The sequence below is a fragment of the Waltera sp. genome (assembly GCF_046969025.1).
GTDB classification, from domain to species: Bacteria; Bacillota; Clostridia; order Lachnospirales; family Lachnospiraceae; genus Acetatifactor; species Acetatifactor acetigignens.
Map to the genome: position 1 here is coordinate 90,913 of NZ_JBKVQF010000006.1, position 26,069 is coordinate 116,981.

Annotated in this window: 24 protein-coding genes; 5 read left to right on the plus strand and 19 right to left on the minus strand. The window is 48.3% G+C overall.

Annotated elements, in window-relative coordinates; translation table 11 throughout:
* Positions 1 to 169 precede the first annotated feature (169 nt).
* Positions 170 to 595, plus strand: coding sequence for a MerR family transcriptional regulator (locus ACLTOH_RS04725; RefSeq protein ID WP_117465077.1), 426 nt, complete (start codon positions 170 to 172; stop codon positions 593 to 595).
* A gap of 70 nt (positions 596 to 665) precedes the next feature.
* Here the strand turns inward: ACLTOH_RS04725 and mgtE are convergent, their stop codons facing one another.
* From mgtE to ACLTOH_RS04760, 7 genes are all read right to left on the minus strand, one after another.
* Positions 666 to 2,024, minus strand: a complete 1,359-nt coding sequence (gene mgtE / locus ACLTOH_RS04730; protein ID WP_178048345.1) for a magnesium transporter — start codon at positions 2,022 to 2,024, stop codon at positions 666 to 668.
* A 340-nt stretch (positions 2,025 to 2,364) separates the two neighbouring features.
* Positions 2,365 to 2,631 (minus strand): hypothetical protein, encoded by a 267-nt coding sequence (locus ACLTOH_RS04735; protein WP_117465076.1) that lies wholly within the window; start codon positions 2,629 to 2,631, stop codon positions 2,365 to 2,367.
* A 37-nt stretch (positions 2,632 to 2,668) separates the two neighbouring features.
* Entirely contained in the window at positions 2,669 to 3,157 is a 489-nt protein-coding gene (locus tag ACLTOH_RS04740; protein ID WP_337415286.1) for an HD domain-containing protein, read from the minus strand.
* Positions 3,158 to 3,186: 29 nt separating this feature from the next.
* Positions 3,187 to 3,639: an 8-oxo-dGTP diphosphatase gene (locus ACLTOH_RS04745; protein ID WP_227734028.1), complete on the minus strand. Its 453-nt coding sequence runs from the start codon at positions 3,637 to 3,639 to the stop codon at positions 3,187 to 3,189.
* Between the two features lie 533 nt (positions 3,640 to 4,172).
* Positions 4,173 to 4,598, minus strand: a complete 426-nt coding sequence (locus ACLTOH_RS04750) for a hypothetical protein (RefSeq protein WP_119623835.1) — start codon at positions 4,596 to 4,598, stop codon at positions 4,173 to 4,175.
* A gap of 54 nt (positions 4,599 to 4,652) precedes the next feature.
* Positions 4,653 to 5,381, minus strand: a complete 729-nt coding sequence (locus ACLTOH_RS04755) for a 4Fe-4S binding protein (protein WP_118502844.1) — start codon at positions 5,379 to 5,381, stop codon at positions 4,653 to 4,655.
* Between the two features lie 335 nt (positions 5,382 to 5,716).
* Entirely contained in the window at positions 5,717 to 6,040 is a 324-nt protein-coding gene (locus ACLTOH_RS04760) for a cupin domain-containing protein (protein ID WP_118538123.1), read from the minus strand.
* Positions 6,041 to 6,181: 141 nt separating this feature from the next.
* Between ACLTOH_RS04760 and ACLTOH_RS04765 the strand changes: the two genes are divergently transcribed.
* Complete coding sequence (locus ACLTOH_RS04765; RefSeq protein WP_022313576.1) at positions 6,182 to 6,829, plus strand: Crp/Fnr family transcriptional regulator; 648 nt, start codon at positions 6,182 to 6,184, stop codon at positions 6,827 to 6,829.
* On the opposite strand, the gene ACLTOH_RS04770 is transcribed toward ACLTOH_RS04765, so the two are convergent.
* The 3 genes from ACLTOH_RS04770 to ACLTOH_RS04780 form a co-directional block, all read right to left on the minus strand.
* Complete coding sequence (locus ACLTOH_RS04770) at positions 6,826 to 7,452, minus strand: flavin reductase (RefSeq protein WP_412223481.1); 627 nt, start codon at positions 7,450 to 7,452, stop codon at positions 6,826 to 6,828. The genes ACLTOH_RS04765 and ACLTOH_RS04770 overlap by 4 nt on opposite strands.
* Before the next feature lie 212 nt (positions 7,453 to 7,664).
* Positions 7,665 to 9,323 carry a transglutaminase domain-containing protein gene (locus ACLTOH_RS04775; RefSeq protein WP_412223483.1) on the minus strand — a complete coding sequence of 553 codons (1,659 nt, stop codon included), beginning with the start codon at positions 9,321 to 9,323 and terminating at the stop codon, positions 7,665 to 7,667.
* A gap of 72 nt (positions 9,324 to 9,395) precedes the next feature.
* Positions 9,396 to 10,679, minus strand: coding sequence for a putative glycoside hydrolase (locus ACLTOH_RS04780; protein WP_337630592.1), 1,284 nt, complete (start codon positions 10,677 to 10,679; stop codon positions 9,396 to 9,398).
* A gap of 292 nt (positions 10,680 to 10,971) precedes the next feature.
* Between ACLTOH_RS04780 and ACLTOH_RS04785 the strand changes: the two genes are divergently transcribed.
* Positions 10,972 to 11,703 carry an HAD family hydrolase gene (locus ACLTOH_RS04785; RefSeq protein WP_412223484.1) on the plus strand — a complete coding sequence of 244 codons (732 nt, stop codon included), beginning with the start codon at positions 10,972 to 10,974 and terminating at the stop codon, positions 11,701 to 11,703.
* A 114-nt stretch (positions 11,704 to 11,817) separates the two neighbouring features.
* On the opposite strand, the gene ACLTOH_RS04790 is transcribed toward ACLTOH_RS04785, so the two are convergent.
* From ACLTOH_RS04790 to ACLTOH_RS04800, 3 genes are all read right to left on the minus strand, one after another.
* Positions 11,818 to 12,804, minus strand: a complete 987-nt coding sequence (locus ACLTOH_RS04790; protein ID WP_337763671.1) for a Gfo/Idh/MocA family oxidoreductase — start codon at positions 12,802 to 12,804, stop codon at positions 11,818 to 11,820.
* 1 nt (position 12,805) lies between these two features.
* On the minus strand, positions 12,806 to 13,957 hold the full coding sequence (locus ACLTOH_RS04795; RefSeq protein WP_412223486.1) for a GGDEF domain-containing protein: 1,152 nt from the start codon (positions 13,955 to 13,957) through the stop codon (positions 12,806 to 12,808).
* Between the two features lie 149 nt (positions 13,958 to 14,106).
* The gene (locus tag ACLTOH_RS04800) at positions 14,107 to 15,024 is read right to left on the minus strand and encodes an AraC family transcriptional regulator (protein WP_181968612.1); all 918 of its coding nucleotides are present in this window, start codon (positions 15,022 to 15,024) and stop codon (positions 14,107 to 14,109) included.
* A gap of 186 nt (positions 15,025 to 15,210) precedes the next feature.
* Here ACLTOH_RS04800 and uxuA point away from each other — a divergent pair, with 186 nt between their 5' ends.
* Positions 15,211 to 16,284 carry a mannonate dehydratase gene (uxuA, locus tag ACLTOH_RS04805; protein WP_022313440.1) on the plus strand — a complete coding sequence of 358 codons (1,074 nt, stop codon included), beginning with the start codon at positions 15,211 to 15,213 and terminating at the stop codon, positions 16,282 to 16,284.
* A gap of 44 nt (positions 16,285 to 16,328) precedes the next feature.
* Positions 16,329 to 17,960, plus strand: a complete 1,632-nt coding sequence (locus ACLTOH_RS04810; RefSeq protein WP_412223488.1) for a mannitol dehydrogenase family protein — start codon at positions 16,329 to 16,331, stop codon at positions 17,958 to 17,960.
* A 9-nt stretch (positions 17,961 to 17,969) separates the two neighbouring features.
* Here ACLTOH_RS04810 and ACLTOH_RS04815 read toward each other — a convergent pair whose 3' ends face one another.
* The 6 genes from ACLTOH_RS04815 to ACLTOH_RS04840 all read right to left on the minus strand — a co-directional run bounded on the left by ACLTOH_RS04815 (position 17,970) and on the right by ACLTOH_RS04840 (position 25,947).
* Positions 17,970 to 18,254, minus strand: coding sequence for a DUF6171 family protein (locus tag ACLTOH_RS04815; RefSeq protein WP_412223490.1), 285 nt, complete (start codon positions 18,252 to 18,254; stop codon positions 17,970 to 17,972).
* Positions 18,255 to 18,269: 15 nt separating this feature from the next.
* Complete coding sequence (locus tag ACLTOH_RS04820) at positions 18,270 to 19,778, minus strand: alpha-N-arabinofuranosidase (protein WP_412223492.1); 1,509 nt, start codon at positions 19,776 to 19,778, stop codon at positions 18,270 to 18,272.
* Between the two features lie 88 nt (positions 19,779 to 19,866).
* Positions 19,867 to 21,177: a glycoside hydrolase family 28 protein gene (locus ACLTOH_RS04825; RefSeq protein ID WP_337417735.1), complete on the minus strand. Its 1,311-nt coding sequence runs from the start codon at positions 21,175 to 21,177 to the stop codon at positions 19,867 to 19,869.
* Between the two features lie 71 nt (positions 21,178 to 21,248).
* A complete protein-coding gene (gnpA, locus tag ACLTOH_RS04830; RefSeq protein WP_412223493.1) occupies positions 21,249 to 23,444 on the minus strand; it encodes a 1,3-beta-galactosyl-N-acetylhexosamine phosphorylase in 2,196 nt (731 codons plus the stop codon).
* A gap of 37 nt (positions 23,445 to 23,481) precedes the next feature.
* On the minus strand, positions 23,482 to 24,894 hold the full coding sequence (locus tag ACLTOH_RS04835) for a rhamnogalacturonan acetylesterase (RefSeq protein ID WP_412223495.1): 1,413 nt from the start codon (positions 24,892 to 24,894) through the stop codon (positions 23,482 to 23,484).
* A complete protein-coding gene (locus ACLTOH_RS04840) occupies positions 24,895 to 25,947 on the minus strand; it encodes a glycoside hydrolase family 88 protein (protein WP_412223497.1) in 1,053 nt (350 codons plus the stop codon). It lies immediately after the preceding gene.
* Positions 25,948 to 26,069: the final 122 nt, after the last annotated feature.

Sequence of the window (26,069 nt, forward strand, 5' to 3'; positions counted from 1 at the left end):
AGTGCGTCTATTTTACGTTATGATTTTATCAAACGGTAGTAACTACCGGCAATACTTTTTTGTAACTTTTCAGAGCCATGCAAAACTGCGTTCTGCGAATGCTTGCATTCAGTCAGATAAGCAGTTTTATATGGCGAAGTAACCACATGAGCAAAAAGGAAGCCATTTTATGTATTCTATGAAAGAAGCCTGTGCCCTGACCGGCATGACCTATGAGAACTTAAAATTTTACTGCAAGGAGGGACTGGTACCCAACGTGAAGCGGGACAGCCGCAATTATCGTGTCTTCGATGACCACGATATCAAATGGATCCAGAGTCTCGGGTGCCTCAGAAACTGTGGTCTCTCCATCGCCGAAATGAAAGAATATCTGCATTTATGTCTGGAGGGCGAATCCTCCATTCCCGCCAGAAAAGACATCCTCTCCCGGAAAAAAGAAGCACTGTTAACCTCCATGCAGCAGCTGCAGGAGGCCGTGGACTACATCGACTGGAAACAAGGATTCTATGATGACGTGTTATCCGGAAAGACCGCTTATTACAGCAATCTTATCCCTGAGACGACACCGGATGCTTCCGAAAGCACAGCTTCCTGAAACTGTTTGCGCAATCTAAAAAGCGGCCATGCGATTAAAGCATGGCCACCATGAAAACTCATCTCTGTTATTACCGGATCAAAAGTAACCATGCCATTCCATAATAGGTTACCACTGCCACCAGATCGTTTACCGTGGTGATCAGGGGACCGGATGCCACTGCGGGGTCTACCTTGATCTTATGGAAAAACATAGGGATCACCGTACCAACAGCGCTGGAGATTGCCATTGCCACCAGCAGGGATACTCCCACACAGCCGGAGATGCCGAAGGCTCCCATCCAGGTATAACCCTTGAAGAAATGCACATAAATGCCAAGGCACAGAAGCGCCATCACGCCCAACAAAATACCGTTTAAGGAACCGGTCTTTACTTCCTTGACCACCAGCTGGAACTTCTGTTTTCCTGTCAGGTTCTCGTCCATCAGCACACGGATTGTCACTGCCAGGGACTGGGTTCCCACATTTCCCGCCATATCCAGCACCAATGACTGGAAGCATATCACGATGGGAAGCACTGCTACCACGTTTTCAAAAAGTCCCACCACAGAGGATACCGCCATGCCTAAGAACAGCAGGATGATCAGCCAGGGCAGTCGCTTTTTCATGCTTTGAAGTGTGGGCTCCTTCAGATCCTCTTCTGCGGTCAGACCTGCTAACTTTGCATAGTCCTCGCCCATCTCATTGTCTACCATTTCGATCAGGTCTTCGGATGTGATGACACCGAGGATTTTCTTATCTTCTGACAATACGGGAATCGAGTCCTCCGCATAATCCAGGATCCTGTCCATACAATCATCGATCTTCTCATGATCGGTCACATAAGGATAAGATTTCAACACCAGATCTTCCAGATGCGCATTTTCCCTTGCCCGGATCAGATCCTTCAGATCGATGGCTCCGGCGAAAACACCCTTTTCATCTACCACATAGATGGTCATGATATTGTCGTTCTCTCCGGCCTGCTTTACCAACTCGCTCATAGCCTGCCTGATAGTCAGGTTCTCCGGGATACAGATGTAGTTCGTCGTCATGCAGCTGCCGATCTCTTCTTCATCATAGGACAGCAGCATCTTCACATCTTTTTTTGCATCCTCGTCCAGCATCCGGACGATCTGTTCTTTCTCTTCCGGATCCAGATCTTCCAACAAATCGACGGCGTCATCGGAATCCATCTCGGAGATCACTCTCGCAGCACTCTCCACAGACAGTTCCCGGATATACTTACGGGGTTCCTCAATGTATTTGAAGATCTCTGCGACCTTCTGCGCTCCCAGCAGATGATACAATCGCTTCCGTTCTTCCTCTGTCATCCCCGCCATCATATCGGCAATATCGTTTTTATGATAATTCAATAAAAAATCCAGGATCTCCTCATCCGTTTTCTCGCTGCGAAATAATTCTGCCAGTTCGGAATATTTCTTGTTCATAGTCTAAGTCTCCTTTCTCGTTCTCATCTTTTAAATGCAACGTAAAGGGCAAAACAAAAGAAGCATCACACGATGCTTCCTCTGCATAAATCTCTATGCACAACAAATCAAAATACGGCCGTCACTTTCCACAGACAGCTGTACCCTGCTCGCAGGAAAAAAGCACCGTGTTTTCTACTTCGCCCATAACCATCGCAACTGTCCATGAAATTCACCTCCAACTTGTTTTTTTCGTGGTTATAGTAGCACTGTACCATTTGTTTTGCAAGCTGTTTTTCTTATTTTTCAATTGCATTTTTTATTGTATCATCATCTCTTTTTGTAAATAAGCACTTCCGGATCATCGCCTTTCTATCCATTCCTGTGCCATGCTACTGATCACGGATGCGAAATCATCCTCCGTCCAGTATGCAAACATAGACTTACTATATTCGACAAATTCCTCCAGAGACACTGTCTTGTACTGATCCGGCATACTCTCTTTATCATCTTCCGACATGTCATACTCTGCAGCCTGCTCGCTGTCTCCCTGCTCCATCCGCTCTACAATGCAGTCAAAAATATCTCTTTTACTCTTGTAATGGCGGTATAATGCTCCTTTCGTCATGTCAAGCTCTCCGGCGATCTTTTCATTCGCAAAAAAGTCATGCTATATCATACATCTCTCTGCAGATCTTTTTCCCAGTTTCCGTCCGGAAAATATTCCGATAAGCGTTCTGCAAGGCTTCTTCAGACAGTTCGTCCTCACACATGTTTACAAGGAAATCCGCTTCCACCAGAATCTGATAATCAATGCCGTCTATATTGTTGTAGGTATGATGATGGGCAATCAGATACTGTACCCGCTCAGAAACTTCTCCGGAAAAACCAAGATCTGACAGCAGCTTTTCAGCAATGACCGGGCCTTCTTTTTCCTGTAATTTTCCGTTACAGTTTCCGTATTTTTCTTCACACAGATGGATGCCGATATCATGAGTCAGTGCTGCAGTCTCCAAAATAAATAAGGTCTCAGCATCCACATTCTCCATTTCCGCAATCAGCTTCGCATAGCTGTGTACCTTGCAAAAATGCTGAATGCGCTTTGCATCTCCATGGTAAAGTTCGATCATTGCCATATGTAATTTGTTGATCATTTTATTTTTCCTCCTGCCTCCGAAATATCCTACTGGATCTTTGATACGATGCCTTCTTCCGTCAATGTCTGCAAACATTCCTGTGCATTCTCATCATGCATCATCTGCCACACCTGCTCCATACCGGGCGCCAGCGGCTTCTTCAAAAACTGTTCTCCGGAGATCCAGTAGACCTTTCCCTCCTCGGATGAGATCAATTTTCCTTCATATTCCGACGTTTTATATAAAAATCCCACATTCCTTATATCCCCTGTCATCCAGTGATAAATGCCGGTCAGTCTGGGATTTTGGATCGTCAGTCCGGTCTCCTCATAGATTTCTCTGATCACCGATTCTTTGAAAGTCTCACCCGGCTCCACATGCCCTCCGGGAAATGTCGTTCCCGAATACCCTTTTCCCTCCTTGTCCAGTGCCAGCACATTGCCCTCGTTATCATAGACCATACACATATTCATAAAGATTACTTTTTCAATTCCAGCCATTGCTTTCACTCATTTCTCTAAGATAAACTTAATATAACATAATCTCGTTATATCGGCAAATCGAGTTAGTGTAACTTGAAATTTAGCGAAATATCCCCGTAGCCCTTGGCAGGGTATAAGAAACGCGGCACGCTCGCGCTCTGTCGCAGAGCGTAGCGGTACATAAGCGGTCACAATACGACCGCTAAGTACCGACGTCTGCTTACGGCACTGCTTATTCTTATACCCAGCCGGGGCTACTGTTTTTTTAAAACTTTCCAAAATGCAGAACGCCCATGGCGGACGGAATGTCCTTCCGAGGATGTTTGTCGGGAGGTGGTGATATTTTCTCGAAAAGTGTAGAAAAACAGGGTGGAGCGAACAGGACGTTCGCGACAGGCGGACGTTGCCATGGATGGCAACTGGAGCCGTGCCCGTGCGGTTTAGAACCGCTACTCACTTTTCGTCAGAAAATTCCCACCGGGAGACCGACACCTCGGAAGGATGTTCCGTCCGCCATGGGCGTTCGTGGATTTGTTTCACTAACTCTCAATTTATTGAATCAAATCATAGCACATAATCTTCTGCTGTATCTGCGCATAAGCCTCCGGCTCCAGATCATATCCCAGATAAGCAATTCCCTGATACACTGTTTCCGGAATGATCTCCGATGAACTCATTTTTTTACAAATAGCCTCAATCAGATCCCGCTTTGCCGCGATGATCTTCGCATCTGCTGCGTAAAATTGCGACATATCGCAATCTGAAGTATTGCCACAGGGGTTGAGACAGGTAGCGCAGTCCGGTGCAATGGCGAATTTCTCCGCATGAATCTTCTGGACTGTCTCTTCTTCGCTATCGCCGTCTGTCAACCGCAGAAATGCTTCCCGGACCACACTGTCCGTCCGCTCTGTTTTGCCATTATTAGACATGGCTCCCACCAGCCCGATCAGGGCGCTGATGATTCTGTCTCCCTGCATTTTCCTACAAACCTCCATTTTTCAGATGCCTGCTTTCCGTACAGGCAATCCTGATTATTCCATAATTTCTCCGTCAATGGAGATGGTCACTACCTGCCAGGGCAGGAACTTTCCGCTGTCCTGTATAGCCTTCTTTGCCGCCATTTCCAGTCCTCCGCAGCAGGGCACTTCCATGCGCACGATGGTCACGGACTGAATGTCGTTGTTCCGCAGAATCTCCGTCAGCTTCTCGCTGTAATTCACTGCATCCAGCTTCGGACAGCCGATCAGCGTCACTTTGCCGCGAATGAATTCCTTATGAAAATTCGCATATGCATAAGCGGTACAATCTGCCGCGATGAGCAGTTTTGCCCCGTCAAAATACGGTGCCTGCAAAGGTGCCAGTTTGATCTGGACCGGCCAGTTACACAACTGGGATTTCATTGTCGCACTACTCTCTGCCACAATTTCTGCGTTCTCCGTCCGGTTCATCTGACGCATTCTGCTTCCTGGGCATCCTCCATGGGGAATCTGCATACCTTCCCGTTGCATTTTTTCCTGTTGTTTCAGCTGCTGTGCCTGCTTTACTGCCGCCTCATCATAGGCCGGCGCCTCCCGCTCTTCGAAGGTGATGGCTCCCGTGGGACACCCCGGCAAGCAGTCACCGAAGCCGTCGCAGAAATGCTCCCTGACCAATTTTGCCTTGCCATCAATAATATCTATGGCACCTTCATGACATGCTGTGGCACAAATACCGCAGCCATTGCATTTTTCTTCATCAATATGAATGATTTTTCGAATCATGTTGCCTCCTTAATTTTGCTGTTCTCTTTGTCTCTTTCCATACTATAGCAAACTTAAGCAGGTCATTATGTTGTTTTTCCAACAAAATCATTATTTTCTTCGCATACAAGATCATCTTCTCCACCGCCCTGCGATTAATCGTAAGCAGCGCTTCTCCTTCCAACTTATGACCAATGGCCTCATAAAAAGAACCGATAGTGAACCAGTCCAACCTATGGGCACCATCATGTTCTCGCCCAGCTCCAGCGGTAAAATTCTGAACACAAAGGGCAAAAAAGTACCGCCTGCATGAATATTAGTTCCACACAAGCGGTATATACAGCACGACTTATAATTTAGAAAGATACGGTCAGCTGCATCTTGAATCTCTCTTCACCGTATACTGCGTGAGGAATATCCTTGGGCATGATCAGTGTCTCGCCCTCTTCCACATAGAATACCTCATCGCCCACGGTAAATCTGCCCTTGCCTTCCAGAACGGTCACCATGGCATCTCCGCCTGCTGCATGGGTAGATATCTCCTCGCCCTTGTCAAAGGAAAAGATTGTCATGCTCACATAATCGTTCTGTACCAGAGTCTTGCTGACTACCTGGCCTTCCTGGTATTCCACCAGCTCCTTCAGAGTTAATTTGGTCTGCTTGTCGATATTTTTATACATCGTTGTCCATCCTTTCTTAAACACATCGTTATTGTGCCTGCCCGGCATGCTCCCACCAGAGCTCTCCTTGACTTTCTGAGGTGATTATACTAGAATCATCCCATCAAGTATGTTGATTTTCCAACAAAAGGAGAATTCATTATGACTAGCACTCTTTTTCAAAATATTTTACCCGAAGATATCCCTGTTATGCTGAAGCGTCTGAATGCATATACGAAATCCTATCAAAAGGAAGAATACATCAAGCATGCCGGTGATCCTGCGGATTTCATCGGCATTATCGAATCCGGCTCCGTTCACATCCTACAGGACGATTATTACGGCAACCGCAATATCACCGCTTCTATCCCCCCGGATTCCCTGTTTGGGGAGGCTTTTGCCTGTGCAGGAATTCCATATCTTCCCGTGGATATTGTGGCAGCAGAGGACTGTACAGTGATGTTCCTAAATGGGAAAACACTGTTAAACACCTGCGACAACAGCTGCACTTTCCATCATACCCTGATACGCAATCTCCTAGGAATCGTAGCGCAGAAAAATATGTATCTGAATCAGAAGATCAAATATACCTCCCGTAAGACCACCCGGGAAAAACTGATGGCCTATCTTACCGATCAGGCAAAATTGAAAAGGAGCAACGATTTTACCATCCCTTTCAACCGGCAGGAGCTGGCGGATTATCTCGGGGTAGAAAGAAGCGCCATGTCCGCAGAGCTGGGCAAGCTCACAAAGCTTGGCATCCTCCGGACACAGCGCAGTCATTTCACCTTATTAAAACCACTGGATTAATTTTTGATCACCTTTTCAAAATCGGAAGCTGGGTGTTTGCACAGCGGACAGATAAAATCTTCCGGCAGTTCCTCGCCCACGTATTCGTAACCGCAGATGGTGCAGCGCCATACCGTCTGGCCGTCTGCGGTTTTTCCCACTTCCTCCGGCTTCGGCTTTACCTCTTCTTGATAGTACTCATAGTTTGCCGATGGCTCCTCGCTTAACACTTCCATCTCTGTCACTTCACCAATGAACATGGTGTGGGATCCCAGATCCACGGTCTGACTGACCTTTACCGCCAGATAAGCATTTGTGCCTTCTATGATGTAGGGCACGCCATTCTCCGCATTTTTATACGCTGTGTAGTCTGCGAATTTGTCCACTTCCCGGCCGGATTGGAAACCAAAGCGCTGATATAGAGGGAATAGTGCTGTCTTACTAAGCACCGATACGTCGAACACGCCAGTCTTTAACACCATATCATGGGTATAATTTGCCTTATTGATGCATATGCAGAGCTGATTCGGAGTGGATGCCGCCTGAATCGCAGTATTGACGATACAACCGTTTGCTTTCTCTCCATCTTTCGTCGTTACGATATATAATCCATAACTTAATTTGTGCATTGCCTTGTTATTCATTATATTCTCTCCTTTTCTCCTTCAGCCTGTTTCGCTTCCTTTTTAGTATCTCTTATCTACCATATTTTATTTTCTTAACATTACTTATTTTCTTTATCTGATAATAACACAGTTGAAATTATCTGTCAATAATATTAGTAATTATTCTTATTTTTATTTCTATAATTTAAAAACACCGATACCTTTCGATACCAGTGTTTCTTATCTGTTTCCTAATAGGTCACAACGTTATGATACACTCTGTAATATCCGTCTCCGATATCCACCAGCTGCAGCTGTATTGCAAAATGCTCCATACCGAGATTTTTCAACACATCCACCACATATCCCTGCTCGTAGGCTCCGGTATGATAGGATTGCTCAATGGTACTCCACAGGCTCTTAGGCACAACATTGTCAAAATGCTGGTCACCACTTCCCAGGCCGGTCAGCTGCTTCCTGCAGTCTTCATAATAGGAACTTAAATCCGTCAGCGCATCGGCTCTGGGCTCCGGCGTAGCGGCAGCTGTGGTATTGCCTGCAGAGCCTGCGGTATTGCCGGAGGGATAACGCAACGGCTCCTGAGGATCCGGATTGATATAATCACTGAGAGAGCTGCCAGGCTGCTCCGGTTCCTGCGTACCGTCTCCCTGCTGTCCGGGATCTGTAACGCTCCCGTCTGTCTGACCGCCGGAGGGCGTGGTGCCTGCGTCCGGATCCGGTGTGGCTCCGCCTGCTTCAGACGGCTGACCGGTACCCGCTGCCCCTGTGGTATTTTCCTGTCTGTAAGCGGTACCGTTGCAGGCCGGCAGATACACCGACAGATTCTGTCTTACATGGGTGGAGGCAAAATCTGCATCCGTCTTGTTAAAATAGTCATATCGGATGGCCGCTGCGTCATCCCAGGTCACATCCACATTGTAATAACCATCCTCCAGCTTTACGATATTCCAGGCATGATCCCCACCGGAATAACCGGTGCAGTAATAACAGGGAATTCCCAGCTGCTGTAACAGATACTGATAAGCTCTGGCATAACCGGCACACACGCTCTTCCCATTCACCAGTGCACTGTAAGCACTCTGGTTCATATCCGCTGTCAGATCATAGGTCACTGCCGATGCCAGTGCATCATGCACATATTTCTCTTTTTCATAATTGCTGTCAAGGGACGCTGCCCCGGTAATCAGATTCTGTGCCGCCGCATCAAATCTTTGCTTTGCGCTCTCCAGATCATCTGCCGTACTGTTATATTTTAAATCGATCTCCACGCATTGCCCGTTGGTCAGATATTTGCTGGAATAACCCGTCTCCAGCCAGAACATTTCCGGATGATCACCGATCACCGCCTCAAACGCTGTCTTTACATCACTGGCAGACACGGTCTTCTCCGGTGCAAACTTTTCCGTCAGGTTCTGTGCGTTGGCATAAATCTGCCGGTATACGGACTGCTGATTCTCCGTCAGCATCTGATAATACGGATACTCCTCTGCGGAAAATGACAGCCCCTCTCCCGTTTCTCCGGAACCTAATGTTTCCTTCAGATTCTGTGCTTCCTGATCCGGAATCTGCTGTTCTTCCGGCTGCACGGGAGTAAATCCTGTCCTGCCGCTAACATCCTCCGGAATCTGCATCTGATCCATGGACGGCGCCACGTAGCCGTTCATTTCCCCCGGCATACCATTAGGAAGCGTCACACTGATATTTCCATTCCCGGAAGTCTGTCCTTCCCCGGTCTCTTCGGTCCCAAGGGGTATATCCACTGTATTGCCATACAGTTTCTGCGCCAGAGAACTGGTCATATTGGGGTTCAATGCGAATACCAGGATTCCGCCACACAACAGCAGACACAACACTGCAATTCCTATCATGATCTTATTGACTACTTTCATCTTATGCTCCTATCAGACCGGGCTCCTGGCCTGTGCTCCTGCCCGGATTTGTTATAAAGCCAGCTTCTGCCGCTATTGCTTCTCTTCTCCTGCGGCAAGTAATCCATCCGGAGAATAGCGGTTCGTTGCATTCCACAAGATCCATTCTTCATATCCCGCATCGTAGACTGCCTGGATCTGTTCTCTGATCTGTGTTCCGTTGTAGGAAATATGTCCCGGAACCCAGGTTGCGGTAAATGCCTGCAGCCATGGCCGTACTACAGCCCTCTCCGCTTCCGGAATCTCCTGCAATTCTTCTGCAGACCCCTGCATGGCGGCCGATACCGTTTCGTAAGGATGGGCATCCGGCACCTTCAGACCAAACACACCGTTAGCATAATGAGAGGGATATACCATAGGGCTGATGGCATCCACTGTCTGTCCCAGTGCCGTGTAATCCTGCCCTACGGTCTGCACATCCGTCTCGCTGCCGATAATAGTGCCGAAGACATCTGCCGTGACCACACAGCCCTTTTCGTGAAGTCTGTCTCCCGCATAGGAGAGAAAATCCTGTATAGCCTGCCGCTTCGGATAGGCTTCCATATCCACACCGTAATCTGCCGCATCGGCATCCGAACCTACCGGGAATCGCACATAATCATACTGGATCTCATCAAAACCCAGATCTGCCGCCATCTCCGCAAGCTCTGTCAGATATTCCCAGACCTCCTGCCTGTAGGGATTTACCCAGGCCAGTCCATTGGCATCTGTCACCGGCTTACCGTCCGGCTTCGTCAGTGCCAGTTCCGGCTGTGCCGCCGCCAGAATGGGATCCTTAAAGCATACGATCCGCGCAATGGTATATATATTATGATCTTTCAATTCCTGCATCATTGTCTGAATGTCCCGGATGTAACGTATTCCGGCCTGCATTTCGGATATCCGGTCCAGCACGGGAATGTCCTGTGGAATCTCCTCATTAGTCAGCCGGAACGTCAAATTTCCCTCGTCGTTTTTCACGTCGATGACCATGGCATTCAGTTCCGTCTCATCCACCAGGCGGATCAGATCTTCCATTCCGGCACTGCCAGCCTTCGGGCCGGTGACGTAGATTCCCTTTACCTTCGTCCGTCCCGCCATGCGGTCCGCCGTAGTCTGCTCTGCATCCCCGGTGGCGGCATCCCCATCCGTGACATCCGGTGCATTCTCCCCGGTGGCAGCCTCTTCTGTGAAATCCACCGTGGCCATTACTTCTATTCCTGTCTCTTCCGTCCCTGTCAGAGATAATTCATTGTCTGTTCCACAGCCGGTCATGCCTAGTATAAGTACAATCCCTGCTGCCAGAAGTCTCTTCCCCGGACCAGTATTTCGTATCATCGGTACTCTCCCTGCATACCGCCGGTCGCTCCTGTTTTCTTTATCCAGCGGTACAAAAGCTTCATAATTTCATGGTTCTGAATAGTTCCGTCGGAGTCAAAAGGTCTTTCACCCACTTATGAGCAAGCTCGTGTGGGCTTAGACCTTTTGCCCCTGGTATCATTATATTTTTAATTGTTGAAAAATGCAAGAAATGCTATACTATATCTATCGGCTCTGCCTCCGCTTGAGAAAAGAGCCGTCCTGATTTTCCCTGGAATAAGGTTTTTCACCACAAGAAATTAGGTCTTCCATGTATCATAATTTTATCTTTGATCTCTACGGCACCTTAGTAGACATCCACACTAATGAAAATAAAACTTCCCTCTGGAAAAGGCTTGCGCTGTTCTATTCCTTCCAGGGTGCTTCCTATACGGGGAGGGAACTGAGGAACAGATATCGCCAGCTGGAAACGGCTGCCCGCAAGGTTCCCTCATCTTACACCTGTCCGGAGATCTGCGCCGCAGATATTTTTCGAACTCTTTATGTCGAAAAAGGGATCCAACCCACAGAGGCTCTTCTGACCGCTACCGGTCAGTTCTTCCGGATCGAATCCCTCAATATTTTACAATGCTATCCCGCCACGATCGGCACACTGCAGCAGCTCCATGCAAAAGGCTGTGGGATCTACCTCCTGTCCAATGCCCAGCGGATCTTCACCGAATACGAGCTGCGCTCGCTGGGACTCTGGGATCTGTTCGACGGTATCCTTATCTCCTCTGACGAGGGGTGCTGCAAGCCGGATCCCGCTTTTTTTCAGATCCTGTTTGACCGCTACGGATTAGATTTCACCACCTGTCTGATGACCGGCAACGAACGCACCAGTGATCTGGCAGGTGCTATAGCTGCGGGGATCGACTGCTGTTACCTGCACACCGCCACCTCTTCCGGTTCCGCAGATGAGCCACCAAAAAAAGCCCGCTTTACAGTTATGGATGGTGACTCTTATGCGCTGCAAAAAATTCTTCTAAGTTTAGCGAGATAAGATAAAGCACCCGGAAGTCAGCTTTCCCGGGTGTTTTTTCATCCATACAAATGCTGCCACACAGATCACCACAGAGATCATGGAGCCTGTCAGGAACTGCATCAGGGATGCTCCTCAGATTTTTTCCGTGGCACGCTCTTCCTCTGGATAAGTCAGTCCCCAGTCTTTTCGGATCCGGGTCATCATTTTCATAACATCCTCGGTAAGCTCAAGCTTCATTAATTCCGGATGTCCGGCGATGGCCTGTTCCATATCCTCCACCTCGTATCCCAGTGCGTCTGCCGTAGCTCCCGCCACAATTTCCTCGGTGTGTCCGTCTTCCGTGTACGTGATCACTGCTTTCTGCCCTCTGGGATACTCATACATTTCCACGTAAGCCTTGTCAAAAGAGATCATGCCCCGTTTGGGCTGCTTGGCATGCAGGGACAATGTGACCGTTGCCATCTCCTGCTCCCGGTTCATCAGAAGTATTCCCGCCTGCTCGTCCACACCGGTAGGTGCAAGCTTCACCTGCGAAGTAATCTGATCCGGGCAGGAATTTAAGAACATTCTGACAAAGGAAAGGGCATACACACCGATGTCCAGCAATGCTCCTCCGGCCAGATTCCGGTTGAAGAACCGGTTCTTCATATCGTATTCCTTATAACTTCCGAAATTCATCTGTATCACACGCAATTCTCCGAATTTTCCGGCATCCATGCGTTTTTTCAGTTCTTTATAAATCGGCATATGATAGATAGTCATAGCTTCCGCCAACACCACACCATGCTCCTTCGCCAGCTGCACTGCCTCTTCCAGTTCTTCGGAATTCAGCGTAATGGATTTTTCGCACAGCACATGCTTGCCGGCTGCCAGCGCTTTCCGCAGAAAGTGAATGTGAGTGTTATGGGGTGTGGAAATATAAATGATATCCACCGCAGGATCCGCACATACATCCTGAAAGCTCGTAAACACCTTCTGCACACCGTATTTTTCCGCAAAGGCCACTGCCTTCTCCGGTGTCCGGTTCACGACACCATACAGTTTCTGTCCTCTTTTTTCCATAGCCTGCGCCAGCTCATTTGCAATGGCACCGCAGCCTGCACTTACCCAGTTTGCCATCCTATTTTCTGCATTCCTTTCCACGCGTCTTATTCTCATACATCTTTGCATCCGCTTCATTGATGATCTTACGGACATCCACACCACAGCCTTCTGCCCAGCCCACAGCACTGGAGACCGGCATCTCGCCCTGACTGTTTTTCTCCTGCAATGCAGCACTGACAGATTCGATCATGGACTGGATCTCCGCTTCCACCGGATTCTCGATCAGCATGACAAATTCATCTCCGCCTATGCGATAGACCTTACGTCTGTCCGTGGATAATTCATATAATACGGAAGACAATGTCTGGATCAACACATCTCCGGCGGCATGGCCATATTTGTCATTGACACATTTCAGATTATTCACATCCCAGAAAATAGCTGCCAGTCTGTCCACCTGCGGATAGTAATCATTGATCATTTCCTCATATTTGTTCTTGTTATATACATGGGTGCCCAGATCGGTCTCCTTACGATATGTCAGATCAGCGATCCTCTGTGCATCCTCGTGGCTGGTAATGCTGATATACCGCAAAATAATGGTGAATATCAGAAGTATCACCGCCCGGGGCAGCGCTCCGTAGAACAATATCACGAACACCGGATCCGGCTCAATGCCAAACTGCAGCGTCCCCGCCATCCACTGCTCCATATACCAGTCTCTGGAATGATTGCTTCCTAAGAGCATATTCAAATCACAGATTCCGTGATAGAATCCCGTCACCATACTGACAGCCATTGTCACGTCATTGACAACATAGGTGATCCACAGTGTCATCCGCTCCCTGTACTGTACCGCCAAAAGCAACGGCAACACATAGATAAGCACCGCGTGGAATGACAAAAATGCCGCAATGACTGCCGATATCATACAGATCAGTGTCAAAAACACATACTTTACCCAATGCTTTGACAGATCCACCTTTTTATAAATGTATAAAACAGGAATTCCCATCACCGCCGACACCCCTGCTGCCATGGTAAAGATTCTGGCATCCACAATAAAGATTCTCACTAATGTCAACAGCCAGAGGAGCAGAATAGTCACAAAAATCCAGAAAAAGCCTTTTAGTGTGTGTATATTTGAGTTGATCTCCTGTTGGTGTAATTCTTTTTTATACTTTTCCTGATAATTTTCCATCATAACATCCCTATGTTCTTCTATCATTTGTTCTCTTCATTCAGTGCTCAGCGCATAACAGATACAGTATAACATATTATGATATTTTTTGCATTAAATGAGCTTACTTAACATAATTAAAATCCTATTTTTCCACATTCTGTTTCATGCTGCCGGTGCCCCGGCAATCGACCTCTTTACTGGGAAATAATCAAGCTGCGGTTATTTTCCCGGTACTCTTTTGGGGAAATGCCATAGATTTTCCGGAAATTCCGCAGGAAAGAGGAGTAATCCGCAAAGCCGGTCTGCTGCCAGCTCTCAGTAATGTTCTTCCCCTCCGCCATGATCTGACAGGCAGCAATGATCCGCTTGTTCACAATAAAATTATGCACCGTCATTCCGGTGATTTCTTTAAATTTCCGCAGAAAATAGAACTTACTCATATGCACAGTCTCCGCCACATCCTCTACGGTGATCTCCTCACCGATATGGGCTTCGATATACCCTGTCACCTGCTCCACCAGAGGATGATCCACGATCTCCTGTGTGGAAGACAAATATTCCTCCCGTTTACACAACACATTCAGATACCCAAAAAACAGGCTCAAATTGCCTCTGTCCATGACCTTACGGATTCCGCAGTTCTGGACATCATCCCCCTCTAAGATCTCCGACATAGCAAGCTTTAGCAGAAATCCACGCAAAATTTCCTCATAATAAATGGGGAAATGATACAGTTTCGGCCCCGCTCCCCAGAAGCATTCTGCAAGAAACGGCTCTCCCGCCGCCAGCTCCCGCAGCATCTGATCACTGATCCACAAAATGATCCGGCGGGACGAATCCATTTTCTTCTCCGTGGGATGATATTTGTGCATGACATTCTTATCGATCAGCAGGAAATCTCCCTTCCGCATCCGCACCGCCCGGTCCTCGATCAGGGAAGAAAATTCCCCCTCTATAATATAGATCAGCTCATAAAAATCATGATAATGGAACGACACCGCTCCGACAGGCTCCCCTACCTTCTCATAGACCTCATAGTCACCGCTCAACATATATTGCCGTTCGTCCGCCGCATCCCGGCAGCGCAGGCTGCTTTTTCTGTTCACGACCATCCATTTTCTCTCCTGTATCATTCTGTTCAGTTTTTATTTTCCATGGTTTATATCCCCTGTCTTACTATATAGCAATTTTTGCACTATTTCAAGCAATTCATGCAGTTTTAATGCATTTACCATTCTGCTATGCTTAAGACAGCAAAAAACGAAACCAAAGCATTCCCTACAAGGAGGATTTCTATTATGCAAATGACATTACGCTGGTATGGCAGCAAGTACGACACGGTTACCTTAAAACAGATCCGTCAGATTCCCGGTGTCACCGGAGTCATCTCCACTCTCTACGGCACCGCTCCCGGAGAAGTCTGGGAAATGGATGACATCCTGGCCCTAAAGACTGAGATTGAAGCTGCCGGCTTACAACTGGCCGGTATCGAGAGTGTCAACATTCACGATGCCATCAAGATCGGTTCTCCCGACCGTGAACAATATATAGAGAATTATATCACTACCCTGGAACGGCTCGGCCAGGCAGGCATCCATATGGTATGCTACAATTTCATGCCGGTCTTTGACTGGACACGCACCGAGCTTGCCAGAATGCGTCCCGACGGTTCTACAGTCCTTGCTTACAATCAGGCTGCTGTAGACGCTATTGATCCGGCCAAAATGTTCGAATCCATTGCCGGCGATATGAACGGCACTGTAATGCCCGGCTGGGAGCCTGAGCGTATGGCTCATGTCAAAGAACTGTTCGAAATGTACAAAGATGTGGATGATGAAAAGCTTTTTGCCAACCTGAAATATTTTCTGGAGCGTATCATGCCCACCTGTGACAAATACAACATTAACATGGCGATCCACCCTGACGATCCTGCGTGGAGTGTTTTCGGACTGCCCCGTATCATCATCAACAAGCAGAATATCCTGCGTATGATGAAGATGGTGGATAACCCTCACAATGGCGTTACCTTTTGTTCCGGTTCCTACGGCACCAACCTGGAAAATGATCTGCCGGATATGATCCGCTCCCTGAAAGGCCGCATTCATTTCGCCCATGTCAGAAACCTGAAGTTCAACTCTCCTACTGATTTTGAGGAGGCTGCACATCTGTCCAGCGATGGAACCTTCGATATGTACGAGATCATGCTGGCTCTTTATGATATTGGTTTTGACGGTCCCATCCGTCCCGATCACGGACGTATGATCTGGGATGAAGTGGCCATGCCCGGATACGGACTGTACGACAGAGCTTTAGGCGCCACCTATTTAAACGGTCTGTGGGAAGCTATCGAGAAGTCCCATAAGCAGAAATAATCATCGCACCTGAAAACTCATAAATCAGTTTGGAGGAAACCATTATGGAACTTACCTTAAAAAGTCTTCATGACGACCGGGACGCATTTCTCGCTGCCGGTTATCATCTGCCGGAATTCGATTACGATACCGTTCATAAAAACACCGTGGAACATCCCCACTGGATCCACTTCGGTGCCGGCAATATCTTCCGTGCCTTTCAGGCCAACGTAGCACAGAATCTGTTAAACAGCGGCGTTCTGGATACCGGTCTCATCGCAGCGGAAGGCTATGACTACGAGATCATTGAAAAAAGCTACCGTCCCCACGACAATTTAAGCATTCTCGCCACCTTAAAGGCCGACAACACTGTGGAAAAGACCATCGTAGGCAGCATCATGGAGTCTCTGATCCTGGACAGTAAAAACGAAGCAGAATACGCACGTCTCCGGGAGATTTTTAAAAATCCTTCTCTCCAGATGGCCAGCTTTACCATCACTGAAAAAGGCTATGCTACCGCCAATGCCAAAGGAGAATTCTTCCCCGCAGTAGCCGCTGACTTCGAAAAAGGTCCCGAAGCCCCCGAAAGCTACCTGGGCAAGGTAGTCTCCCTGCTTTATACCAGATACACTCACGGAGCGCTCCCCATTGCCATGGTCAGCATGGACAACTGCTCCCATAACGGTGACAAATTATATGCCGCTGTCAATGCGTTCGCCAAGGCATGGACCGACAACGGACTGGTGGAAGCCGGCTTCTTAGGCTACGTCAATGACCAGACGAAAGTCACCTTCCCCTGGAGCATGATCGACAAGATCACCCCCAGACCTGATGCCAAAGTAGAAGCTATGCTGGCCGAGGATCATATCGGCGGTCTGGATGCCGTAGTTACTTCCAAAAACACCTATATCGCTCCCTTTGTCAATGCGGAAGAATGCGAATACCTGGTCATTGAAGATGCTTTTCCGAACGGTAAGCCCGCACTGAACAAAGGCGGCATCATCTTCACCGACAGAGCGACCGTAGACAAAGTGGAGAAAATGAAGGTATGTACCTGCCTGAATCCTCTGCACACCGCACTGGCCATCTATGGCTGCCTTCTGGGATATACCCTGATCTCCGAAGAGATGAAGAACCCGTTATTGAAAAATATGGTGGAAGTCATCGGTTACAAAGAAGGACTTCCCGTAGTGGTAAATCCCGGCATCCTGGATCCGAAGAAATTCATTGACGAAGTGGTGAATGTGAGGATCCCCAATCCCTTCCTGCCGGATTCTCCCCAGAGAATCGCTACCGATACCTCCCAGAAGCTTTCCATCCGCTTCGGCGAGACCATCAAAGCTTACGAAGCTTCTCCAGACCTGCATACGGAAGACCTGAAGCTGATTCCTCTGGTCTATGCCGGATGGCTCCGGTATCTCATGGGAATCGATGATGAGGGCAGAGAATTTACGCCCAGCTCCGACCCCCTGTTAGAGGAAGCCCGTCAGTACGTTGCAGACTACGAACTGAGTTCCGCTCCCAAGGATCTGTCAAAGCTGGACGCATTACTTGCCAATGAGAAAATATTCGGTGTGAACCTCCACGCCATCGGCATGGATACTCTGGTAAAACAGTATTTTGCAGAATTAAGCTCCGGTATGGGAGCCGTGGCTGCAGCCCTGAAAAAATATGTTCCTGAGAAGGTAACCCTTTGATCTTAGAAGTTACCACTTCTCATAAGGACACCGGTTGACGGCGATTACAGCCCTCAGTTCCACAAAGCAGCCGCAGGCACCACACAGCCCCTCATTCAGATATTTACATTCCTTACATACAGCAAGGCGGTCTTCATAGACCGCCTTATCTGCTTTACTATCCCCTTCGATCCTGTCTATGTAGGCATACAGATTCTCCATATAGGCATTCTTGTCCATTTCCCGCAACAGACATTTCCGACAGGAATATTTTCTTGTGACATCCATCGTTTCTATTGTTTGCTTTTCTTCCATAACTATTCTTATTGCTTATTTTATCCGTAACATAACGACGCTGCATGCCGGCATGGTAAATATGATCTTTCCATTTTCAATCTTATAATCTGTAAACACTTCCTCGTGCACCTTATCGGGATCCTCAAAGGTGTTGTAAGCATGCATATCATTGGTTAGTATCGCAGCGGTCACGTGCTTTGGATCACACTCTGCGAAAGCGATCTCCACCTCTTCTGCCTTATCAATGGACAGGTTGTTCAGGGTGATGGTCACAACACCGTCCTTATCCACGGAAGCGGATTCCTGTAAATTGGGAACCTTGAACTTTTCATCTTCACCGATCTGTTCCACACCATCGATATAGCTTTCCACCAGATCCGCATCCTGATGATATTTGTACATATGGAATACATGGTAAGTCGGGGTACGCAGCATCTTCGGTCCCTCGGTCAGGATCACTGCCTGCAGTACGTTGATAAGCTGTGCGATGTTTGCCATCTTCACACGGTCACAGTGCTTGTTGAAAATATTTAAAGACAGTCCGGCCACCAGAGCATCACGCATGGTACTCTGCTGGTATAAAAATCCGGGATTCGTGCCGGGCTCCACATCATACCAGGTGCCCCACTCATCGCAGATCAGTCCGATCTTCTTCTCAGGATCATATTTGTCCATGATCGTAGAATGCTTATGAATCAGTTCATCCAGCTTAAAAGCCTTTGCCAGCGTCTTATACCATGCTGCATCGTCGAAGTCCAGTGCACTTCCCTTGTGAGACCAGTCATCCTCCGGCAGTGTATAGTAATGCAGGGAAAGTCCGTCCATAAAGCCATGCATCCATTCCGGTGCATTTTCAAAACAGGTCTTCAGCACATTTTCAGTCCAATAAGTATCTCCCGCATTGGGGCCGCAACAGACTTTGAAAATAGGCTGTTTGGAATCATAATTTCTCACATAGGTCTGGTATCTGCGGTACAGATTGCCATAGTAGGATGGGGTCATATTGCCGCCGCATCCCCAGTTTTCGTTACCGACACCGAAGTAATCCACCTTCCATGCTTTCTCTCTGCCGTTTTTTCTACGCAGGTCTGCCATAGGAGATACCCCGTCGAAAGTCATGTACTCTACCCACTCAGACATCTCCTGTACGGTACCGCTTCCCACATTGCCATTGATGTAGGTCTTACAACCGATCTGTTCACACAGTTCGAAGAACTCATGGGTACCGAAGCTGTTGTCCTCGGTCACACCACCCCAATGAGTGTTGATCATTTTCTTGCGGTTCTCCTTCGGTCCGATACCGTCTTTCCAGTGGTATTCGTCCGCGAAGCACCCACCGGGCCAGCGCAGTACCGGAAGCTTCATCTCCTTCAGGGCTGCCACCACATCATTACGCATGCCTTTGGTATTGGGGATCTCGGAATCCTCTCCTACATACAGTCCCTCATAAATACATCTTCCCAGATGCTCAGAGAAATTGCCGTAAAGTTCCGGGTTGATATGTCCCTTCTTGTTTTTTTCGTTAATATACACCTTTGCCATATTGATCCTTTCTGTGGCAGGCATCCGTTTCCTGCCACTGTTGCAACATCACGCCATTGCGTCGCAGTGCGATCCCACAGCGCATTTATTATTGGAAGCCCTTCACTTCATGCCAGCTCTCCGCAGGCTCCGTACTTTCTTCCACCTGTACATTCTCATATACTACACTTCTTAACTTGTCTTCCGAAAAGTTATCCACTCTTGCCCTGATCCGCAGATCCTGCAGGGTAAAATCGGAAAGCAGATACTGGCTCTCATCCGGCATCACATCAAAAAAGGTATCACAGACGCAGTCACAGTCCTTCATCGTGATATGCTCCGCATAAGACAGCGGTTGGTCCTTCCGATCCTTCAGATCATAATACTGGGTCCAGGGATAAATCTTGAGGAACTCCTTTACCCGGCCTTCGATCTGCTCCACCGTGATATATTCATAGTGCTGCGGGGTGTCCGGCCGCATTTTCAGCCACAACAGTCTCGCTGCCCCCTTGATCTGAATCCTGCGCATGATGATATTGCGGTTATGTACTGATTCCGAACCGCAGGTGAGACACCCATGGCAGAAGCCATAGACACAATCCTCCACCAGAATCCGCTCATTGGAGCCGTTCTCCGGCTGGCTGTCCGCCCAGGGGCCCTTACCGCCCTTCAGCACCACAGAGTCGTCATTGACTTCCATATAACAGCCTTTCACCAACACATCCGTACACACATCGATATCAATGGCATCCGTACTGGGTGCCGCAACAGGACCTGCCGGGGAATAAATATGGCAGTTCAAGTATTTTACATGGTCACATTTATAAATATGTGTGGTCCAGAAATGGGAATTCTGTAAATTCAGACCGGCGATCCGCACATTTCTGCAGTTGGACAGATAGACCAGCCGGGGTCTCTGACCATCCTTGTTGGTGCCGTTACTCCATTTCCAGCGCAGCCAGCAGGCTTTCCAGGTCTTAAGTCCGTTACCGTCAATAGTGCCCGGTCCGCACATGGTAAATCCATTCAGACCGTCCGCATTGATCAGTGCCGTAAAATACAGGCAGGTCTCTCCCTCAATCCGGGTCTCGGCCAGATCATAATCCGAGATATCATCGCTGCCCTTTAACGTCGCACCGGCGGAAACATAGAGATTCACTCCCTGTTTGAAATAAAGTGCTCCCGTCAGATAGGTTCCCGGCGGCACCACCAGGACACCACCGCCCTCTTCTGCCGCCAGGTCGATCACCTTCTGGATCTCTTTGGTATAAACTTTTCCGTCGTCCCAGATCCCGTACTCTGTGAGGACATAGGGTCTGCCCAGTTCCTCAAGCTCCGGCATCCCTATATCATAAAACCAGTCATCTATGGGAGTTCCGTCCGGGAAATATTCCGTAGGTCTTTCTTTTTCGTTATGCATTCTCTGCCTCCTTTGCGTTCTGCTCCCTCAGAAAACGAACACAGGATTTCCGCCCTGATCGTTATCGTTGGTTATCTGATTTCTACAAAGGTAGTGTCGTAAGGTGCAATGGTTACCGTACATGCGCCCGCTTCCGTGGGGATAGTGGTGGTCTGCTCGGTGTCACTGTTGTTGATGACTACCAGTTTTTTACTCTCCGGGTAATAAGCACATTCCGTATACAGGTTATCCGTCATATAGCTGCCGGAGGTGCCTTCTCCACCGGCATAACGGATCAGCTGGTACAGCATTCTGGTATTCCACAGGTTCACCTGGAAGGAAGACAGATAGATTCCCAGTCCCTTGCCGAAATGATTCAGGGTGATCAGTGGCTTCCCGCCGTCTGCCAGAAGTACCTGTGCTTTTCCATCCGTCAGATACCGGTTCTCCTTCGCTTCCACACCTGCGCCCTCTGGGATCAGATGCTCCGGATCCGCTGTCTCAAAGATCCATCTGCCGTGACAGACTCTTGCGCCGGTGTCCTCGTCAATTCCCAGCACATGTGCCATACGGAAATACGTATCATATCCTTCCACAGCGGAAGGCTCGTTCACACCGATAAAGCAGCCTCCCTCGTGTACCCACTTTGTAAGTGCAGTAACAAGCTCCTCATCCTTCCAGGCATCCCCGCCGCTCCAGGCGCTTCCGGCTCTACCTGCATTGATTACGACATCTACATCCTTCAGTATACCATTTTTTACATCCTCAAAGGAAATAAATTTCACATCCACAGGAAGTCCGGACAAAGCTTCGTTGATGTGGATCAGGTCATGCATATAAGTCTCATGAAAGTGTCCAGACAAGGTCCAGGAACGTAAGCTTCCCCAATAATGCAGCACTGCCACACGGGTCTTGATGCGGTAAGGTTCTCCCGCATCGTGGAAGCTGCGGATCAGACGGAACTCATCTGCCACTTTTTCAATATAATCACAGAAATCCGGGAAACCCTCCACCAGATGAAGGTATCCGCCGAGACCGATCCGGTCGATCTTCGCACGCAGCAGGGCACGTCTTACGCTGTTCCAGTATTTTTTCGCATCCAGTGTGGGATTGCCGCCCTCCATGAAAGTCGGAGCACCGCCCAGCCCCACCGGGAACAGATAGGGGTGCAGACGCAGTTCATGTGTAGGCACATCCACGCCCGCACACAGTCTGGCTTCATAACCGGAGAATACACATTTGATCAGTCCGTCAAAACCAAACTCCTGAAATCTGCCATTATAAGGTTCCACACCAACCCAACTGTCATCATAGAAGACATAAGCCTTTTTGCCGTAGGAATGCACCATATCGATCAGCTTCCTGCCGAAGGAAATAACGAAATCATTGATAAATACCATCCAATCCGCCTTTTTCGCATTGCCAGGCATATGAGTCACATGCAGCTGTCCCTTATTGATAAAATCTTCCGCTGTCATGCGATATCCGTATTGTTTTTCGAACTCCTGTAAAGCAGGATCGCTCACAGTGAAATCATAGGAACCCCAGTCAGAGAACAGATTCCGGTTCCTCTCACTGCTGCCCCAGATCCATACGAAATTGTAGAACATGGAGGTAAAGCGCACCACCGTGGTATCCGGATGGGTCTCACACCAGTGCTTCATCCAGCCCAGCAGATACTCCTGAGTCTCAGGATATCTGGGATCGATCTGCATCAGATGCTCCTTGTCCCAGTGGTTCGTAGTATGATTGTACATAGAGATTTCTTCCCAGATACGATAGGCTAAGAAGCTTACTGTATACTTATGAAAAGGGATGATGCCGCTCAGGGACACGCTTCCCTTCTCTTTGTCATAGCTCCAGTCCGCATTGTCGATCTTCACATTGGTGGTTCTGTCATAAACCTCCCAATATTCCAGACTCTCTGCGCTATCATTGATCCGGAACTGCTCCGCAAAAAAGCTGTCCATCAGTCCGATGGTCAGGGTGTCACTCTCTGCTGCCTGGGGCGGTGTGCACAGGAAGGTCTGCTGTAATTTGTCCTGATTCTCCTTTGCCCAGGCATTGTGATCTCTGATAATACAAATGGTAGAATAGATTCCGTAACCGGCATGGGTGATTTCGTCGGAAAGCACGGTCCCATCACTGTCACGGATCACATCTGCTCCCCATTTTTCCGCCATTTTCAGAGTCAGTTCTTCATATCCTGATTCTCCCGGTAAGGTAAAACCACCTTTTCCCATTCTGAGTTCCTCCTCATATTCCTGCTTATTTTTCATTCCTGTCATTTCTTCACTTCTATTTTCCAGTACAATATCTGTCCTGTTACAGCAATTCCTCTTTCAGACACAGTCTGACCACACGTTCCAGCTGCTCTGCCTCAGACAACAGCACCTGATCTCCTGCAGGATCCGGAATGTCCTTGTAGATCTCCGGTTTCTTAGGAACATTGATTTGTCCCACAGGCTCCCATGCGCCGAAACCATCCGTCACGCACTCTGCCAGATAAGCGTAGGCTCTTTCAGAATGACCTTTGCATTTCTCCCGGATCTCCTGTGACACATATCCTGCCATCTTATAAGCACCGAAGTCATTGGTATGGGTATAGTCCCCGGGGAAAAAGATGGGTTTGGCATCCTGTAAGCCCTTTTCCAACACATATTTCTTGCTGTGGGCATGAAGATCCAGCACCGGAATTCCGTACTGTGCTCCCAGTTCCAGACATACATCCGCGAATTCCTCCAGCAGATCCAGATAAGTCTGATCCCGCAGTCTCCAGGTATTTCTTGCAATGGGTGTCACCAGTACCGGGTATACTCCCTTTGCCTGATTTTCTTTGATATAGCGTTGCAGATTCGCCCGGTATCCGCCCTTTGCCTGCAGCCCGGGAAGCTTCTGATCATTATGCCCGAACTGGAAAAACACATAATCTCCCGGCTTGCTGTACTGAGAGATCACCGCATAATGCCCTTCCTTGCGGAAGCTATCGGTAGTCAGTCCGGAGTGGGAATGATTCGACACTGCCACACGTGTGTCAAAATATGCCGGAAGCATCTGTCCCCAGCCACAGTAACAGGTGCCTGGATAATAGGGATAATCTCCGGGCTGATCTGTCACTGTGGAATCTCCCGCCAGATAAACCGTAGGACCGTTCACCTCTTCTACCGTAAGAGCACTGATCCTTGGTCTGTCCGCCAGTACTGCAATATCCACAGTCTTATCCGCAAAAATCCGGGAATAACCCACAGGTACAACATCGCAGACATTTGTAATCATTGCATAAGTGAACTCTCCGGCTCCCACTCTTCCATAAAAAGCAAGACGCCTTCTGCCGGTAAAGATCAGTACCTCTCCTATCTCCTCTTCTGAGCGGATAGTCAGCGTAACCTTATAATTGCCCTGCCTGGGCACATCCACCTTGAACAGTAACGGGATCCGCCTGGGTGATCCCGCCATCTTCTCTCCTGACTGTGCCTCCAATGCTGCCACTTCTTCTGCAGAATCCAGATAGCAGCCGTTCTCATCTTCCTTCAGGAAGGACAGCTGTTCGTTTTGATACCAGTACATCGTATCAAAAGAGGAATTCAGTTCCCGGATCTGCAGCAACTTCTGCTCTCTTCTGTTTTTTTCTGTTACAAAACCGTAACCTTTGCCCGGCTGATAGAGGTCTTCACTGCCCACATCGATCAGATTGGCCGTTCCTCCATCCTTTCCGAACAGGAAATTCCTGCGAAACATCTATAACGCACCATCCTTCTCAATATCATCGGAAATTAACAAGGTTGCAAAGAAGGAAAGTGCCAGTCCCTGTCCCCATCCCTGAATATACGCCTTGGGAATGCCTCTGTATCCTTCCTTGTCTCTCATGACGGCAGTTCCGCCGGAGACATTCATCACCTTACCATCCTCGCTGACATTGGCAAGCAGGCCCTTGATGGCCTTGTTGATATATTTGCTGTGTAAAGGATTGCCTCTGGTCAGCATTGCTGCGGCAATTCCTGCAGATGCGGAAATCTCTTCATAAGATTCCGGATCATCCACTACGGTTCTCCACAATCCATTCTCCGTCTGGTATACCTTCAGGGCTGCCAACTGCTCATTTAAGGAGCCGGCCACATCGATATACTTCGGATACAGATAGCACTGAGGCAGAATACCGCCTACCTGCGACATGGTAAATGCTGCCCAGGCATTGGCTCTTCCCCAATAGATGCCGGACATATGATCTCCGGCAATATTGTCATAGCCGTGATACCAGAGTCCACTGCTTGGATTCTGTAAATATTTGATATGCCAGTAGTACTGGTTCAAGGCATCATCGATCAGTTCTTCATCGTGTTCCATCACGCCCACACGCAGCATCAGGAACGCTGCCATGAACAAAGTGTCACACCAGCACTGCTCCGGGAAATCGTTGTTGGCAGATACGGTGTGCTGCAATACATGATCTCCGAAACGCAGGGCATCTTTTCTTAAATAAGCGATCTTGCTCATAAGAATGTCATGATACTGCTGCTCTCCGGTGGCCTGGTATAAGGTGATCAGGCAATGTCCCATGGCACAGGCGTTTACTGTCCATACCTTGGGCAGTCCCAGATCGATCAGTTCGTCGATACGATCCTTTAACAGATCCAGATATTCCTTCTTGCCTGTCTTCTCATAGGCATCGCTGATTCCGTAATATGCCACACCGCAGGGCCAGTCCCAGGTAAGATCCATATTCATGGTCTTTTTCACAATTTTGTCAATGACCTCTTCTATTTCTTTCTTATCATATTCCAGCTTTAACATAGTTCCTCCATTTCTGCCTTTCGGCTCTTTATATTCTTTTCCCACAGTTGTTTTTATTGTAAAACAGTCGGTCGGAAAAGGACATAAAGTAACTTCGCCCTATAAATATTATCAAATGTTCT